The sequence below is a fragment of the Sutcliffiella tianshenii genome, from assembly GCF_016908565.1.
GTDB classification, from domain to species: Bacteria; Bacillota; Bacilli; order Bacillales; family Bacillaceae_I; genus Sutcliffiella_A; species Sutcliffiella_A tianshenii.
Map to the genome: position 1 here is coordinate 70,666 of NZ_JAFBED010000004.1, position 15,183 is coordinate 85,848.

General features: G+C 36.4%; 19 protein-coding genes and 2 pseudogenes. 9 read left to right on the forward strand and 12 right to left on the reverse strand.

All coding sequences use genetic code 11. The features are described from left to right. From JOC95_RS09875 to JOC95_RS21540, 4 genes and pseudogenes are all read right to left on the reverse strand, one after another. A complete protein-coding gene (locus JOC95_RS09875; protein WP_204415695.1) occupies nucleotides 1-327 on the reverse strand; it encodes a hypothetical protein in 327 nt (108 codons plus the stop codon). 67 nt (nucleotides 328-394) lie between these two features. After that, complete coding sequence (locus JOC95_RS09880) at nucleotides 395-790, reverse strand: Swt1 family HEPN domain-containing protein (RefSeq protein WP_204415698.1); 396 nt, start codon at nucleotides 788-790, stop codon at nucleotides 395-397. A gap of 276 nt (nucleotides 791-1,066) precedes the next feature. Continuing rightward, nucleotides 1,067-1,399 (reverse strand): annotated as a pseudogene (locus JOC95_RS09885) (ATPase, T2SS/T4P/T4SS family); the annotation flags it as partial. 35 nt (nucleotides 1,400-1,434) lie between these two features. Further along, entirely contained in the window at nucleotides 1,435-1,560 is a 126-nt protein-coding gene (locus JOC95_RS21540) for a hypothetical protein (protein WP_275580546.1), read from the reverse strand. A gap of 335 nt (nucleotides 1,561-1,895) precedes the next feature. On the opposite strand from JOC95_RS21540, the gene JOC95_RS09890 reads away from it, so the two are divergent. The 5 genes from JOC95_RS09890 to JOC95_RS09910 all read left to right on the forward strand — a co-directional run bounded on the left by JOC95_RS09890 (nucleotide 1,896) and on the right by JOC95_RS09910 (nucleotide 4,219). Further along, nucleotides 1,896-2,183 (forward strand): helix-turn-helix transcriptional regulator, encoded by a 288-nt coding sequence (locus tag JOC95_RS09890; RefSeq protein ID WP_338083084.1) that lies wholly within the window; start codon nucleotides 1,896-1,898, stop codon nucleotides 2,181-2,183. A gap of 79 nt (nucleotides 2,184-2,262) precedes the next feature. Next, nucleotides 2,263-2,892: a hypothetical protein gene (locus tag JOC95_RS09895; RefSeq protein WP_204415702.1), complete on the forward strand. Its 630-nt coding sequence runs from the start codon at nucleotides 2,263-2,265 to the stop codon at nucleotides 2,890-2,892. Further along, nucleotides 2,892-3,209, forward strand: coding sequence for a hypothetical protein (locus JOC95_RS09900; protein WP_239582829.1), 318 nt, complete (start codon nucleotides 2,892-2,894; stop codon nucleotides 3,207-3,209). The genes JOC95_RS09895 and JOC95_RS09900 overlap by 1 nt, the downstream gene beginning before the upstream one ends. Before the next feature lie 14 nt (nucleotides 3,210-3,223). Beyond that, entirely contained in the window at nucleotides 3,224-3,547 is a 324-nt protein-coding gene (locus tag JOC95_RS09905; protein WP_204415705.1) for a hypothetical protein, read from the forward strand. An 81-nt stretch (nucleotides 3,548-3,628) separates the two neighbouring features. Beyond that, the gene (locus JOC95_RS09910; RefSeq protein ID WP_204415707.1) at nucleotides 3,629-4,219 is read left to right on the forward strand and encodes a hypothetical protein; all 591 of its coding nucleotides are present in this window, start codon (nucleotides 3,629-3,631) and stop codon (nucleotides 4,217-4,219) included. Nucleotides 4,220-4,260: 41 nt separating this feature from the next. On the opposite strand, the gene JOC95_RS09915 is transcribed toward JOC95_RS09910, so the two are convergent. The 3 genes from JOC95_RS09915 to dcm all read right to left on the reverse strand — a co-directional run bounded on the left by JOC95_RS09915 (nucleotide 4,261) and on the right by dcm (nucleotide 6,517). Continuing rightward, nucleotides 4,261-4,431, reverse strand: coding sequence for a hypothetical protein (locus JOC95_RS09915; RefSeq protein ID WP_204416517.1), 171 nt, complete (start codon nucleotides 4,429-4,431; stop codon nucleotides 4,261-4,263). A 115-nt stretch (nucleotides 4,432-4,546) separates the two neighbouring features. After that, entirely contained in the window at nucleotides 4,547-4,798 is a 252-nt protein-coding gene (locus tag JOC95_RS09920; protein ID WP_204415709.1) for a hypothetical protein, read from the reverse strand. 747 nt (nucleotides 4,799-5,545) lie between these two features. Next, a complete protein-coding gene (dcm, locus tag JOC95_RS09925) occupies nucleotides 5,546-6,517 on the reverse strand; it encodes a DNA cytosine methyltransferase (protein WP_239582857.1) in 972 nt (323 codons plus the stop codon). A gap of 223 nt (nucleotides 6,518-6,740) precedes the next feature. Between dcm and JOC95_RS09930 the strand changes: the two genes are divergently transcribed. The 4 genes from JOC95_RS09930 (at nucleotide 6,741) to JOC95_RS09945 (ending at nucleotide 9,440) form a co-directional block, all read left to right on the forward strand. After that, complete coding sequence (locus tag JOC95_RS09930; RefSeq protein ID WP_204415711.1) at nucleotides 6,741-6,953, forward strand: helix-turn-helix domain-containing protein; 213 nt, start codon at nucleotides 6,741-6,743, stop codon at nucleotides 6,951-6,953. A gap of 13 nt (nucleotides 6,954-6,966) precedes the next feature. Beyond that, nucleotides 6,967-8,217, forward strand: a complete 1,251-nt coding sequence (locus tag JOC95_RS09935) for a phospholipase D-like domain-containing protein (RefSeq protein WP_204415713.1) — start codon at nucleotides 6,967-6,969, stop codon at nucleotides 8,215-8,217. 93 nt (nucleotides 8,218-8,310) lie between these two features. After that, entirely contained in the window at nucleotides 8,311-8,739 is a 429-nt protein-coding gene (locus JOC95_RS09940; RefSeq protein ID WP_204415716.1) for a DNA mismatch endonuclease Vsr, read from the forward strand. A gap of 134 nt (nucleotides 8,740-8,873) precedes the next feature. Then, nucleotides 8,874-9,440, forward strand: a complete 567-nt coding sequence (locus JOC95_RS09945) for a site-specific integrase (RefSeq protein WP_204415718.1) — start codon at nucleotides 8,874-8,876, stop codon at nucleotides 9,438-9,440. Between the two features lie 293 nt (nucleotides 9,441-9,733). Here the strand turns inward: JOC95_RS09945 and JOC95_RS09950 are convergent, their stop codons facing one another. The 5 genes and pseudogenes from JOC95_RS09950 to JOC95_RS09970 all read right to left on the reverse strand — a co-directional run bounded on the left by JOC95_RS09950 (nucleotide 9,734) and on the right by JOC95_RS09970 (nucleotide 15,122). Further along, nucleotides 9,734-10,387, reverse strand: a complete 654-nt coding sequence (locus JOC95_RS09950; RefSeq protein ID WP_204415720.1) for a hypothetical protein — start codon at nucleotides 10,385-10,387, stop codon at nucleotides 9,734-9,736. Nucleotides 10,388-11,110: 723 nt separating this feature from the next. Further along, nucleotides 11,111-12,589, reverse strand: a complete 1,479-nt coding sequence (locus JOC95_RS09955; RefSeq protein WP_204415722.1) for a recombinase family protein — start codon at nucleotides 12,587-12,589, stop codon at nucleotides 11,111-11,113. A gap of 50 nt (nucleotides 12,590-12,639) precedes the next feature. Then, nucleotides 12,640-13,077 (reverse strand): annotated as a pseudogene (locus JOC95_RS09960) (ATPase, T2SS/T4P/T4SS family); the annotation flags it as partial. A 152-nt stretch (nucleotides 13,078-13,229) separates the two neighbouring features. After that, on the reverse strand, nucleotides 13,230-13,745 hold the full coding sequence (locus JOC95_RS09965; protein WP_204415726.1) for a type 1 glutamine amidotransferase domain-containing protein: 516 nt from the start codon (nucleotides 13,743-13,745) through the stop codon (nucleotides 13,230-13,232). A 63-nt stretch (nucleotides 13,746-13,808) separates the two neighbouring features. Next, nucleotides 13,809-15,122, reverse strand: coding sequence for a lysine N(6)-hydroxylase/L-ornithine N(5)-oxygenase family protein (locus JOC95_RS09970; protein ID WP_204415728.1), 1,314 nt, complete (start codon nucleotides 15,120-15,122; stop codon nucleotides 13,809-13,811). Nucleotides 15,123-15,183 lie beyond the last annotated feature (61 nt).

Here is a 15,183-nt window from a genome sequence, read left to right on the forward strand (position 1 = left end):
TCAGTTTGCTTCTAAGGATAGTTTTTGTATTGATGCATCGATCATTTCTATCTGCTTGTTGTACTTTTCATTATGATCTTCTTTATCTTTAAGCAGGCTTGATAGGTTCTTCTTTTCATACTCAATTTGAAATGCAAAGAAGTCCTCGGCACTTTGATCACCTATAGTGGAAAACAATTGAGATTCATTAATATGTTCCCACTGGCTTTCAAGTGCTGCGATTTTTTTATTTTTCTCTATTACGGACTTTTCCATGGTGTCTAACTGCTCAAGTGCTGATTCTCTAAGTTTTATCAACAGTTCAATCTGTTTTTTTCTTGTTTCCATAAACATTACCACCTTTTTTTGACTTTGACTATCTTTGACCTATTTTCTCACAATTTTCAGGTAGCTGTCAATTTAAAACACCTTCTCCATTAAATTCAAATATGTTCGTTATATATTGAAAAGATTCTGTAAGCTGAGACAGTTCTTCACCTGTTAACATCTGATTATGAGCTATTTTGTTTCTTATTGGATAAAGCGGTCGCAAGTAAAAGGTGAAATTAGGGGATACTTCTTTAAAAAGGGCAGAGTATATATGCAGGTAGCTTTCGAGATCGTGAAAGTTTTTTGAGTCAAAACTTCCCTTTGGCATTCTCTTTAAGGTCTTATTTGGAGCAATATAAAACCAGTGCTCACCATACTTTGCCTTCATTCTTTTTGATATGTACATCCTTAGCAAGTTTTCAATAATATAGATTTTTTCGTAGGCAGTTTTCATTACAGCTAAATCTTTTGTACTTATCATTTATACACCATCCTTCTTTGTATTGGTCTTGAAACATGGTTGCGGTCTCAAACTTATGAATGGAAATAACTACTGAATCTCAAACATTAAGGAAAAATATCGGAGTCTCATCGTTTATGAAGTGTGAGATTGGGTGAAATTTTCGAGGCATTTTTTGTCTCAAGCATTTTGATACAAGAACTTGATATATCCGTGTTCTGATATGTTTCGCATCTCAGAGTTTATGGAAGTGTCTCAAGGTTATTGGGTAAATTCTCAAACTTGGTGAACGATTACATCCAAAAGGCGATAGACCGCCCCTTTTGCATTCCTCGTATGCAAGGTGCTCAATACAAGGTGCCCGGTCATGGAAGCCCGGATTGCAATCTTGGCTGTTTCCTCGTCCCGGATTTCGCCAACCATGATAATATCAGGGTCATGCCTGAGTATCGCCTTCAAACCCGTGGTATAGGTGATTCCCGCCTTTTCATTCACCTGGACCTGAAGCACATTCTTGCTTTTGCGCTCCACTGGATCCTCCAGGGTGATGATATTCCGTTGTAAAAGGGATTTTGTTTCTTCAATCAGGGAGTAGAGGGTGGTGGTCTTGCCCGATCCGGTATGTTCAGTTTTTGGGGATAATTTTTAAAAAATAAAAAAAGACCTTAAGCAGAAGTGCCTAAAGTCTTTAAAATCCTTGCTGTATTTACTATTGTCTCATGTGAAGGTTGGTTTAAAACTTGTACAGTTATCTTTATAGGTTTCTTTTTCTTAGTTGCTACTTTATCCATTATTTCAGTACCCCCCTGAATTCTTCTATTCAAAGAGGCACTTGCAAAATAAGGTCAGTTTAGGACATTAGTTTAATTCCCTTATCTTTTTCATAACCAGCGTACCTCTCAATTAGGTACTTGCGAAGTGGATATAAAATAGGACAGAAATTTTTAAAAAACTTTTAATTTGACCCAGTAAACTGTTCCATCTCACAGACTATAAAGAGAAGGGAACTATCATTCCCTTGCGGTTAAATGACATTGGTTGATCTTCCTTTTAGCTTAGGTATGGCAAATTGCCGTACCTTTTTTTATTTGGCTTTCAACTTCTAAATTTTAGAACCTGAGAAAGGGTGAGAACATTGTACACGACTAATTCAAGGTTGCCTTATAACCAAGAATACGACCACAGGTTTATCAAACCAGTACGGCATTTAAGAAACAAAACACTTTCAGATTTTGCTGATTATATGGGTGTTGACCACAGCACTATTGCTAAATTGGAAAAAGGTCAAATAGCCTTTACCCCTTATTATCAGTCAAAGTTTAAGGTCGCTATCGCAAAATTAAGAGTTTCTAACATTGAACTCGCTAGTGTCCGAAAAACGCTTGAAATGAAAGAACAGAGAGGTTACAAATGATGATTACTATTGCACTGTTGCTACTGTTAAAAGGCGTTATGGTGGTTAAGGAAAAACAAACAATTGGGGGAATGTAATAATGGCAAAAGTTGAGGTTAGAGACTTATTTGTTGAGGTAAAAAAAGTGGTCGCTGCTTATAAAGAAAAGGTGAAAGAATTAGACCAACAAGAACGAGAATTAAACGCTGAACTAATGGTTCTGCAAGAGGAATTAACTAATATTCTTTTAGACCAGGAAAGTGCTACAGCCTCAGAAATGATTTACTTCAAGATACAGGCTAAAGAGATACACCAAAAGACTGACATTATTAAAGTTTTATTAGAAGAACTGGCTGAGGAACGTACAGCACTAAAACTAGAGTTTGTTCCTAAGTATCGTGAAGCGTTAAATAAAACCACTGTTGGCGAATATAACGCTACTAAGATCGCTGAGAAATATCGCTATCTAATGTTGAAAGAGATTAGTGACATAGGGAAACAAATGCAGAAACAATACTATGAGATTGCACCTGACATTGACGAGGTTTTTGGAGATAGCAAGGTATTAGAACAATATCCTCGTCTAGCTTACTCATTTACCTACGAGAACGCTATGCCTTCTTTTAGTTGGTTTGAAACTAGTGTGGTTTCTAAGAATGAAGTGTTTTCTGCTTGTCGTGGTAATTTACCACAAGGACTAAAAGAACCTAAAGAAATGGACGTGGAATAATGGCAAATTTAATGACAGCTACAGGCTTTGTAAGACAACATATTTTAAAAGAACTAAAGAACGGTAACATGGAAGTATTAAAAGGACTTCCACCTGTTCTAGCTATGGAATGTGGAATAGCTATGCAGAATGAGTTGGGTGACGTTAAAGAAGCTTCCCCTATCAATGATAAAGAAGTCGGTAAATCTATGCTTAGTCGGATGGCTGACACTGGGATTAAAGAACAGCTTGTAAAACAGAAAGAACAAGAAGAAAAAGAGTTTATGGAAAAGGTCGCACTGGCAAAACAAATTACAGAAAGTGTGACAAATAGCTAAGGAGGTCATGAAAAATGGCATATGATTTTTTATTAGGTGTAGTCGAGAATGGTTTAACAGCAACAAAGAACAGTAATTCTTTTGATAATGGAATGGGTACTGTTATTGATTTACGAATTGATGTAAAGGCGATTAGTGGTGCTGGTGCTAGTGTACAGGTAATTGTTCAAGAATCTGATGACAATGTAACCTTTTCAGATTCTGCCATGACTAAGGTTTATAATGCTGTGAAGCTTAATGAGAAATTCGTTTTTCTTAAACAGAAACCTTATCACCGTTTCCGTTTTGTAGTAGCTGGAACTACACCTAATGTAAGCATTGAAGTTAATCAAGGCTAATATAACTCAATCTAAACCCACCGGCTTTATGCTGGTGGGTTTTTTTGTTGTACTAATTTAACTAATAAAGGTGGTTCTCCTATGAATAGATTAGAGTATGAAGAAAAGCTAAAAGAAGTCTATAACGGTGCTGTAGAACCTCTAAGGAAATACCTTAATCTACATTCTACAATGAAGTTCTATTGTCATAAATGTGGTGTAGCTTTTTACGGTAAAGCGGGTCACATTATTGGCAAAGATCATCAGAGGCACGAGTGCGGTTTACCTTATGGAGATAGGGACGGTTATCGTTTTTATGTAAGGTTCAATAAGAACGATAAGAGTAAAAAGAATGCCAAAATAGACGGTGTTAAACTAGTAGCACAGTTAGACGAACTCTTAAACGAGGGTCAACCTTATCAGACAATTAGGAATAAAACTGGTGTAGATATTCATTTAATAGACTATTACGCTAATACATTGTTTAAGAAAGCAGAAGAAAAACCAGTTAACCTTACTTTCTTTAAGGCTACTGCTAGAGGACGTAAAGTATATATAGACGAGGCTGGTAAGCTGTATATGGAATGTAATAACTGTCAGGAAGTTAAAGACATTAACCTGTTCCAAAATACTAAAATAGGTTTTTTAGGGAAACTCCCTTTCTGTAAGAATTGTGCTAACAAAAAACAATAAGACTAAGGGTTAATTACTCTTAGTCTCTTTTTTATGTATAACTACTTTTCATCACCATACATAGCCACATAGTTTAGTTTGGCTATTTCCTCTATGGTCGGTGGCTTTTTTCCGAAATGCTTTTCCGCTAATACTGATAACAGTTTAATACGTTCCCCATTATCCATTTCTTCCATTGCTTTTAGTATTTGTTTTGCGGTCATTTTCTGCATAGTTGCTACTCTCCTTTTATCTATGTTTGTGCATAAAAAGGTTCTAAAAAATGTTGCGAATTTTTTTGCCGTGATTTTCAGTTATAAGATTTGTAAAACTGTTAACCACCCCTCCTTATTTTAGAGAATACAATGCACCTTCAATTTTCTTCTGCTGTTCTAAAATTATTATCTGTTGAGTTTCTATAATATCTCTCATTCTATTAACTTCATCAAAATTATCAAAAGTAAATCTTATGCATTGCCTCAAACAATCCGCTTGATGAAACCTTCCATAAGATTCAGCAACAAACCTATCCATCAAATCACTAAATTTCTCTTTATCCTCAGTATCCAAATTACAGTTCACATTTAATTTTGACTTCATCTGACTTCCACCTCTTTTCAACTGATAAATTCAATTTATCAAAAGGATAGAAAAAAGTAAATGTTTTTATTGACAACAGTTATTATTTGTGGTAATTACATTAACTTACTTTAGATTAACTTAAGTTAACTCATTGTGCCTGAAAAGGTTTTAAAAATATGGTGTATATTTTGTAAGCACCAGACCGCCCCCTGAGACACCCCCCGTCCCCCCCCTATATACCCCCTTCCAGCGTTTACAGTTTTCCACTGATCTTTGCCATTCACTTAGTGATAATAGTACATAAGTTCATTACTTTCATTCTTCCCTTTTTTTTATTTGTTCTTCATTCGTTTCCTTGCTGTTATCATGCTGTTGTCCTGTTCTTCTCTTTGTCTGTTGCCTCGCTGTCTGTTGCTGTACTCATGACGTGTCCCTCTCCTATCCCTCTACTCTTACTCATGCGTGTCCAGTAGTTGTCTCTTATGGACGTGTTTGAGGCTGTCGTGTGGTGTCTATATGGGTGCTGTACTGTGGGGTGATATGCTGAGGTATATAGCAGCTACACCTACCAGTATTTTATTAGCAACCTACACCACTTCATTTTTGACAGTTACTTTTGATTGACCGTAACCCCTTATTCTTACGTTTGAAAATACCCTCAATCAAATGTGCTGAGTTTTGATAGTGACATTCTCCATAAGTAAAAAAATCATAAAAAAAAGACTTCAAAATGAAGTCCTATCTTTATGAATATATTATTTGAAATTAAACAGTTACCTTCTCTTCTTCTGCGATGGTTTTCCCATCAAGAACTTTAATGATATTAGACGCAATGCGTTTAATGACTGGTACGGTAACCGAGTTTCCAGCTTGTTTATATACATGACTATTTGCCATATTTTCAGGGATAGTATAGTTCTCAGGAAATCCTTGTAACATTAAACATTCTTTTGGTGTAAGTTTTCTAATATTATTTTGGAAATCAAGTACTAAAGGAACATTGTGACCGCCTGTACCCATATTAGCAGTAAGAGTTGGGCAAACATTATTTTTGTTCTCTCTTACGTAAATTCTTCTCAACTGATATGTAGTATCAGTTTTCGTCATTGATTCTCTTAGCATTTCATAATACTGAGAAGTTTCATTGTAGTAATACTTGCCGTCTAACTTGTTGTACCGATCTACAACATTATTCAATGTGTTCGTTAATGGGATTCTGTTCGGAAATTCAAAAGCCTCTGCTTCTTTTTCGTCTAAGAATCCTACAATGTAAATTCGTTCTCTATTCTGAGGAACATTTCCATATTCCATTGAATTCAGAACTGCCTTTTTAATATGATACCCATGAAAAGTAAGTGCCTCTTCAATTACTTTGAAAGTATTGCCTTTATCGTGCGAAACAAGGTTTTTCACATTCTCTAGCATAATGGCTTTTGGCTTTTCTTTTTGGGCCTTGATAACTTCTAAGATCTGATAAAAAACATTACCTCTGTCATCCTCAAACCCTTTTCTATAACCAGCTATTGAAAAAGCTTGGCATGGAAAACCAGCAATCAGTATATCTAATTGGGGAATCGTGGACTTGTCCACTTTTGTAATATCACCCTCTAGTAAGTAACTGTCTCCAAAATTCTCTCTATAAGTTATACACGCGTTTTTATCCATTTCGTTTGCCCACACTATTTCGGCACCCGCTTGTTTGAATCCTAAGCATGTACCACCAATACCAGCAAACATGCTACCTACTCTATATGTCAATAAAATTACCTCCTACGAACATCAGTTTTACTAATGTATTGATATTTTATCACAGAACAATAAGGAATTAAACAAAATCATCTCACATAAATATGTAATGAATTCACTTAGAGTAAATTTTTAAAATTGACTCTTAGTAAACTTCGGACTATTTTTACTACCCTTGGTGATACTATGAATAACAACAAGGAGGTGGGAACATTTGGATTTCTTAGGAGATAGAATTCAGAATGCACGTGAGATAAAGGGATTGAACTCAAAACAAGCTGCTAACTTATGTAATGTCTCTCCAAGCTTATGGTCACTTTATGAAAGTAATAAAAGAATGCCTCCTTCGGACGTTTTACGGCACATTGCTGAAAAATTGGAAGTATCTGCTGACTATCTACTTGGATTGAAAGACGATTTAAAATAAAGGGGGAAAAATTATGTTGTTTAACTTACAACCAAACGAGGACTGTCAATCGTATAAAAAAATGTTAATGTCCGCTGGTGCATTATCAAATCTTTTTTCTAATAACGACACTCCATATCTTGTATCAAGAAATGTAGAGAATGCCTATTGCGAAGCTTTTGGTGCTGACAACTTAGGGAGATCCGACTGTTCAGCGGACGCTGCGTTAGACGGTGTCGGTATTGGAATAAAAACCTTTATTCACGGGAACGGCAGAACACTTCAAAAAGTAGCTGAGTTTAACAAAGACTCTGAACTTTACCGTAATCAGTTACCAAAAGAACTAATCAATACAGTTGCAACCCTTCGCAATGAACGTATTGACTTTACAATGCGTACCTATCGTTTGAAGTCAATGATCTACCATTGCGTTACGAGAAAGCCTGGAAAGATTCTTATCTTTGAATCGCCAATGGACAAAGTCGACATTGCCAATATCAGAAATATCAGCCTCAGCAACAAGAATACGATTACCTTTGAGGACGGCAAAAACGAGTACAGCTTCAATTTAACAAAAAGCACACTCTATAAACGCTTCATTACCACTGAACCTTTAGCAGAAATCGAAGTTAAGATTCTTGAAAATCCTTACAGTGCTTTAGCAAAACTCGCTGAAATCATGTTGCCTAAAGTTGAGACTTATTCATTCAAATCAATTCTTGAACAAGTTGAAGACTATAAGAAAGAATCTAAACAAGCAGAACAAATCGATATGATCTTTGTAGACCCACCTTATTCAGTAGGTGCTTCAAAGCAAAAAATTGTATCAGATAAACATGTTATCCTCCCCCTATATTCAGACCGAGGCAACAAACGTCATGTACCTGAGAAAAGCGGTTTAAATCAGTGGAATGCTAGTGGTCGACCACGTCACCATGATGAGGTTTACATTCCAATTCCGAAATGGATTCATGATGTTTTTCCAACATTTTTCCCACCACGAGATGAGAACTTCCAACTAAGACTGCCTGACAAATCACTCTTATCTGCAAAAGTATGTCAAGATAACAGCAAAGCCTTAATGTCAAATCCTAATAAAGACCTAGGAGAATGGATGTTACGACAAGTACTTGATTTAAAAGAAAGAGAATTATTAACTTACGAATACCTTCAAGTTTTAGGCATTGATTCTGTAATCGTCTATAAACATTCAGAAAAGCATTACTCTATTGATTTTTGCGAAATTGGAAGCTACGACTTATTCCAAAGTGAAAAGCAAGTTTAAACTTAAAGGCCTCTTAGAGGTCTTTTATGTTTTATTCAATAAAATCATGGGCAAATAAATTGATAGGACACATACAAATAAGGGTGATTATCTGTGGCAGATAACTTGACTTCAGAACAAAGAAGGAAAAATATGCAGGCAATACGTTCTCAATCTAAACTTGAGAACATTTTCACTAAAGAGTTATGGAAAAAGGGGTACAGGTTCAGGAAAAATGTAAAAGCTTTATACGGAAAACCAGATATCGCTATCCAAAAATATAAAATCGTTATTTTTATTGATTCTTGTTTTTGGCACTCCTGCCCCATACATGGAAATAAACCTAAAAGTAATCAAGAATACTGGAACAATAAACTCGCACGTAATATTCAGCGGGATAAAGAAGTAAATGAATACTACAATAGTAAGAATTGGCAAATAAAAAGAGTTTGGGAACACGAGATAAAGAACGATCTTGTCAAAACAATTATAGACGTTGAAAATTTCATTGATAAAGCAAAAGAAGATTATTATTCAAAGTAACTTATCACTTAAAATGTTACATTCAAATTACTTATTTATATAGACTTCTCTTAAAAACATGCTATACTGAGGTTACTTATAAAATATGTTACATTCAAAACGTTGATTTTACTAACATAGAGAGAGGTAACTTTATGAATAGCAAAAAAGATGAAATCAAAGATGTACAGCCGATTCGGTCACTTGAACAGCTAAATGATATGAAATGGTCATTAAAGAAATGGTGCGGTGAACGTGACTACATAATGTTCTTATTTGGTATCAATACTGGTTTAAGGGTCAGTGACTTATTGAAATTAAAGATCAGTGACATTAAGGGGAAAAAGAAACTAGCTGTTAAAGAGGGAAAAACAGAAAAACCTCGTACTATCCACCTTACGAATATATACAAGGAACTTAACGATTACATAGGGACTTTAGAAGGCACTGTATGGCTGTTCCCTTCTCGCAAGGGAGATAAGCCTATTAGCAGAATCCAGGCGTATAGACAGCTAAATAAAGCGTCTGATATGGTGGATATTACTGACGGTATCGGAACTCATACAATGAGAAAAACGTTCGGCTACTGGTACTATAAACAAACTAAAGACATAGCAACTCTACAGCAGATACTAAACCATTCACACCCTGAAATTACTTTGCGATATATCGGAATAACTGACGAGGAAATAGAAAACAGTTTGTCTAACTTCGTGCTATGACATACAATGAGGCGACACTCAATCAGTGTTTGTCTCTTTTTTATGTTCTAAATTTTAGAACCAATGAATTAAAAGCTATGAAAAGCGGGGTTGTGCATGAGGGTGATCTTTGAATGAAGGCAAAGAAACTGTAAAGCTAAAATCCTTGACGCTGTTGGATTGTGCATAAAAAAGTTTCTGAGGCTGGTGTCCACTAGAGGCAACCAAGCATAATTTTGACTAATCCCCCTTACTATAAATAACAGTTAATTACTTCTAAATTGAACAATTCGAGATAATAAAAAAGCATCCAACTAAGGACGCCCGTACCAATGACCTTCATCCTGTTCACGTTCCATCTCTTCAAGTCTCATTTCTTCGTAATGCATTTCTGCCCACATTTCTGCTTGTTGTTCTTGATACTCTTCAACGGTAAGTTCAAAACGAGAATCTTGAATATAACCTTCTAAGTCTTCTATGTGAGATTCGAGGAATTCTACGGCTTGTTCATAACAGACTTGTAAGTTAGTAACCAAGGTTTCAGTTTCATTTTCTTCAAGTTCCACTTCATAATGCATAAAATTATTACGAATTTTATTAACATAGAGAATTGTGGAATTAAGTTTTTCTGGTATTTCAATATCGCATAGGTATTCGATTCTCTTTAATGCCTCTAAAAGGCTTACAGTTCTTAAATTTTTATCTATATCAAAGACCGTCTTTTGATTGCCATTTGTTTTTTTTAAGTCTTGTTTTGCCTTTAAATATGGTTCGATTTTCTCAAACATTAAAGCTGGGCTGCGTTGCTTAAGGATGTATTTTAATAAAAGTTCAACACCATGATTAAGAAAAATTACAGCATCTTTTAATCTATGTTCTCCACCATCAGCAATACCCTTTAATATTTCTAAGTTTTCGTAAGCAGATCTTAATGAGTCTGCCCCATTATCAAGTAAGGTAAATTTCAACAACATTCAACTCCTTTTTACATAAATTATACAATTCGACAATAGAGACTATTTTCCTTCAAAATTTATCTTTGTGATTAACCCATTAAAAAAACCTTATATTTCAAGGGTTCATCGGATTTAATAATCACAAGCAAAGTCACAATATGTTGTGATTAACAAACGATTTAATAATCCCTATTCCGCTGCTAAACAAAATGGCAAAAGTCTATACAGGTTCTCAGGACAAACTTTTTGCTAATTGTGTCTAAGTTGTGAACGTCATTAACCTTACAGCCTCAAGGGTTCTAGCGTTTTACAAAAAATTACTAAAAATAATTTCAAAAAGAACCTGTAAATGGGTACTATTTGCCAAACTATATACTGTAGAAAACTGATAATAGATTATATATAACTGTTCTATAGATAATAAATACTTAAAAGATATACAGCTTCGCTGGTGACTTCGTCACTAATACTAAAAAGATTAACTAATATATCTTAGCTAGAATACTAGTAATAAATACTGTATATAATACATGGCATGAAGCGTAAGCGAAATGACATGGCGTAAGCAATATAACCTTAATTAAATAATGTCACCAGTTAATAGCTGGTGTTTATAGATACTAAGTTAATACCTTTTAACAGTAGCAACAGTGTATCTCTCTGTCCCCCTCTAATGGCATTTAGCTGTTAGGGGGGTTTTTATTTTTGTCCAACAAAAAAGAATAATCAAAACGATTATTCCTCTTTGAACCTTATGATTAACTTTGGTGATTCCGCACCTTTTTTGTAAGACCAAAAAATCCCGCTAATTAAACCATGTAATAAACGGTTTATCTTTTCGTCTGAGTAGCCTTCTCCGTCAAGGAAATGCCATTTCCCTACTAGGCTATCTATAGCAGCTATCTGTTCTTTAAGATCATTTATTTTAACGGACTTATCTTCATTTTCTACCCTTACTATTTCTTCCTCAATTAGCTTTATTTCTTCCTGCCTTATAGCTTTTCGTTCCCTATATGTAACGATATTTATTTCATCTTCTTCAAACATTATAAGGATTTTTTCCAAAGCTTTCTTAGCCTTATTTAACTGCCTAATAAGCTTGTCCTTCTTAAACTGAGTGGTATCTTCTTGTTGAGTATCTTCCAGTGTTTCTAGTGCTTTTAAAAGAGGTTCTTTGTAAGCTAATACTTCTTCCTTAATCATAGCTAGGACAGGGTTGTAGTAAAAACCCCTGTTACCGCACTTACAATGCTTAATATAAAATTTATCAATATGAGAATGGTAGTTGTTACCTTGTACCTTTCCGCAATTAGCACAAAAAACAAGGTTACTTGTAGGATATATTCTATTTTTACTTCTCGGTGCTTTAAATGAATACTCGTTTACGATCTTATTAGCTTTTTCCCATGTATCCTCATCCACAATTGGGGGGTGTGCATTATGAACAATTATCCACTCTTCTTTTGGTCTCAGCTGATAACGACCAATAGTTTTATTACTGGCAATAGTTCCTTTATAAGCGTCATTATTTATAATACGCTGGATACTGTTGTACTTAAACTCATAACCTTGCCTTGTTTTTATTCCCATGCTACTTAGTGTTTTCAATAGTTTAGGAATTGTTGTACCTTTAACTATCTCAGAAAAAATAAACTGAACATCTTTAGCACGTTCATTAGGAAAAAGCTTTCTTGTCTTTGGGTCTTTGGTATACCCTAACGGTGCTATGCCATCTGTCCACAGACCTTGCTGTTGGGCAAACTTCTTTCCTCTTTGCATACGCTTGAGGATTTGCTTATATTCCCCACTTGCAATAAGACTAGTTATACCTAATAATAAACTATCATCATCTCGAGTTAAATCGTATAACCGATATGGTGTAACTATGTATGTTTCCGTTTCAAATAATATTTTCTTTATTACACTTGAATCGAATTCGTTCCTAGAAAGTCTATCTATATCCATTACCACCACAGCATCAAAATGTTTTTCTTGTAACTTAAGCAATAACTTAACCATTTCTTCACGATCTTCGATATTCCTACTTGAGGCTACTTCTTCAAACAACTCATATGACCAATTATTTTCTTTACATAAACTAATTAACGCTTGACGGTGGTTAGCTAATACTTGTTCAATTCCTTGATTTTCTTCATCACGACTTAAGCGTAAATATACTGCAACGTGTTTTATGTTTTCGTTGTTGAATAGCAATATAATCACCTTCCTATAGGTAATTATATTATGTTACCCCCACGTTCTCAACCAGTTGGACCAGTAAAAATGATCAATCCATGGGAGTGTTTCATTAAGGAAAGAAGCTTGGTGGTGGAGTTGGGAAATAGGGTCATGTATTTCAATGGGTAATAGGTGTCCTGCGGGAGTATGCGAATGACTAGGCTTTCATTGTATAGAGTTGGCAGGGTTGAGAGTCTGAGGTTGATCTGATTGGAGTCAATGGTGAGGGTCAATGAGCCGTTTTGCGGTTTTCTTGTTTCCCCAATGTCCATTGATGCCTGGAATTTAAGGTGGGAAACCATTCTTTCATAGATGTCGAGTGATATTTCCTCCTGTTCATAAAGGTAGTGATCGACCCTGAACATGAGGGTTGCAGAAGATTCCAAAGGTTTCATGTGGATGTCTGACACGCGAAGCTTCAGTGCTTGACGTACAAGCTCTTCACACTTGTGTTCAATATTCATTTTTCACCTCGATACATTTATTTAACGGTAATATTCTCCTCTCCTATTTTTTCTTGCTCCTATGATTTCTACAAATCTCGAGCAATTCCTGCAAGATTTTTATTTTTCTCAAAAAAAATACCAGACCTAAATGATGGCCTGGCGTTAATCTTTTATTTCAATAGCTTCAAAGATTCCCGGATGAACGCTGGAAGGTCGTCAGGAGTCCTGCTTGAGACCAGCTGATCGTGGCATACGACAACTTCCTCATCATGGAAATTCGCTCCGGCATTTTTCAGGTCCACCTTAATGGAAGTGTAGCCCGTAATATCCCTTCCCTTCAAAGCCTCCGCTGTTATCAGCAGTTGTGGACCATGGCAGATTGCAAAAACAGGCTTTTGATCATCCATGAAGGCTTTGGCAAAGGTGACGAAACGGTCATCGGCTCTTAATATATCAGGCGAGAACCCCCCTGGTATGAACAAAGCGTCAAAATCCTCCGGTTTCACATCGTCAATCCCGGCATCCGATGTCACCTCTGTATCATCGGTTTTACCCGTCAAGGTTTCCCCTTTCGATTTTTCAATGACAGTCAGGCTGTGTCCCGCTTCCTTGAATGCCTTTGCCGGCTCCGTGTACTCTGAATCCTCGAACATATCGGTCATCACTATCGCAATTTTTTTACTCATATTCATCGACTCCTTCATCTATTGATTACATAGATAAGGTACCCGTCCATCATCTTAATAAACTTAGATTTCCACATCGGGCATGAATTGCTGAAACACCGCATCTTTTGTGATAGGATAGATTTCCTCTTTCGCGATCTCATTTATGATCATCTGATTTCTCATCACGGCAAGACTCAGGTTGGTTGCGGCGGTACCATGACTATGCTCAAGATTCGTGGAAACGAAGATATGGTGATACCGATCTTCCTTCCATACAAGCCTGAAACATTCATCCACCATAAACTCCTTATCACTTTCCCAGACAAGGTCTTCCTTCTTGTCCCAGATCCAGCCGGGTATATGCGGTTTGTATCCTGTGGCCAGTACCACCTTTTCCGCTTTTCTGGTAAAGCGTTCCTGTTTTTCCCATTGCAGGCAGGTCAGCTCCATTTCGCTTCCATTGCCTTTTATTTCTTCGACCTCTGTCAAAGGCTGTATCGTTATCTTCTTATCCCTGCCTTCCACCGATCTATTATAGAGCAGATCGTATATTCTTACTAAAGTCTCTTTATCAACACCATTGCGGACAGTATCCAGCCTCTTGAGGGCCTCCTTTCTTTGTTTATAGTCCAATCCATGGAAATAACGGACATAATCCGGCGAAAATACTTCCTGGCCAAGCTTCGCCATTTCCAATTGGGATATGGTTGCTGCCCTCGTATACCAGGTTAACGTATAGTCATGATGCTTTTGATCTTCCAGCAGCTCATAAAAGACCTCTGCGGCGCTCTGACCGGACCCTACAACTACGACAGAGCGGGAGTCCTTGATATCTTTGGCATGCGGAAGGTATTCGCTGGTATGCACCACAAAGTTCCCGTCACCCTTCAATTTCTCAGGAATAAAAGGAACACTCCCTGTGCCAAGGACAATATGCCGTGAAAAGTAGGATTGCCTTTCACCTGAACCCGTATCCCTTACTGTGACACGGTACACGTTTTCTCCTGAATGCTCATCCTCCGTAACATCTATCACTTCTTTTCCGAAATGACAGTGAGACAATTGTTCCGCGACCCATCTGGCATAGAGATTGTATTCCCGGCGTGGAATATCAAATCGCCGGAAAAAATAAAACTGGTACATTCTATCCTGTTTATGTACATAGTTCAAAAAGCTGTATTTACTGGTGGGGTCGGCAAAGGTAACAAGGTCCGCAATGAAAGGGACCTGCAGATCTGACTGCTCAATCAGCATTCCCGGATGCCAGTTGAACCCTTCCTCTTTATCAAAGAATAATGTCTCAATGCCCTTGCATGTGTCCAAAAGCGCAGCCAATCCTAAGTTGAAAGGGCCAATGCCTACCCCTATCAGATCATAAACCATTGATTTACCCATAAAAATCCCCCTTATTTGTCGATTCATTTTCTTTTATATCAGCATTTTATTATTACCCTTT

Coding starts and splice junctions, on each gene's coding strand:
- JOC95_RS09875 (WP_204415695.1), bottom strand. CDS start 327: ATGGAAACAAGAAAAAAACAGATTGAACTGTTGATAAAACTTAGAGAA.
- JOC95_RS09880 (WP_204415698.1), bottom strand. CDS start 790: ATGATAAGTACAAAAGATTTAGCTGTAATGAAAACTGCCTACGAAAAA.
- JOC95_RS21540 (WP_275580546.1), bottom strand. CDS start 1,560: ATGGATAAAGTAGCAACTAAGAAAAAGAAACCTATAAAGATAACTGTA.
- JOC95_RS09895 (WP_204415702.1), top strand. CDS start 2,263: ATGGCAAAAGTTGAGGTTAGAGACTTATTTGTTGAGGTAAAAAAAGTG.
- JOC95_RS09900 (WP_239582829.1), top strand. CDS start 2,892: ATGGCAAATTTAATGACAGCTACAGGCTTTGTAAGACAACATATTTTA.
- JOC95_RS09905 (WP_204415705.1), top strand. CDS start 3,224: ATGGCATATGATTTTTTATTAGGTGTAGTCGAGAATGGTTTAACAGCA.
- JOC95_RS09910 (WP_204415707.1), top strand. CDS start 3,629: ATGAATAGATTAGAGTATGAAGAAAAGCTAAAAGAAGTCTATAACGGT.
- JOC95_RS09915 (WP_204416517.1), bottom strand. CDS start 4,431: ATGCAGAAAATGACCGCAAAACAAATACTAAAAGCAATGGAAGAAATG.
- JOC95_RS09920 (WP_204415709.1), bottom strand. CDS start 4,798: ATGAAGTCAAAATTAAATGTGAACTGTAATTTGGATACTGAGGATAAA.
- dcm (WP_239582857.1), bottom strand. CDS start 6,517: ATGTTTGCTGGTATTGGTGGTACATGCTTAGGATTCAAACAAGCGGGT.
- JOC95_RS09935 (WP_204415713.1), top strand. CDS start 6,967: ATGTTGTTTAACTTACAACCAAACGAGGACTGTCAATCGTATAAAAAA.
- JOC95_RS09945 (WP_204415718.1), top strand. CDS start 8,874: ATGAATAGCAAAAAAGATGAAATCAAAGATGTACAGCCGATTCGGTCA.
- JOC95_RS09965 (WP_204415726.1), bottom strand. CDS start 13,745: ATGAGTAAAAAAATTGCGATAGTGATGACCGATATGTTCGAGGATTCA.
- JOC95_RS09970 (WP_204415728.1), bottom strand. CDS start 15,122: ATGGGTAAATCAATGGTTTATGATCTGATAGGGGTAGGCATTGGCCCT.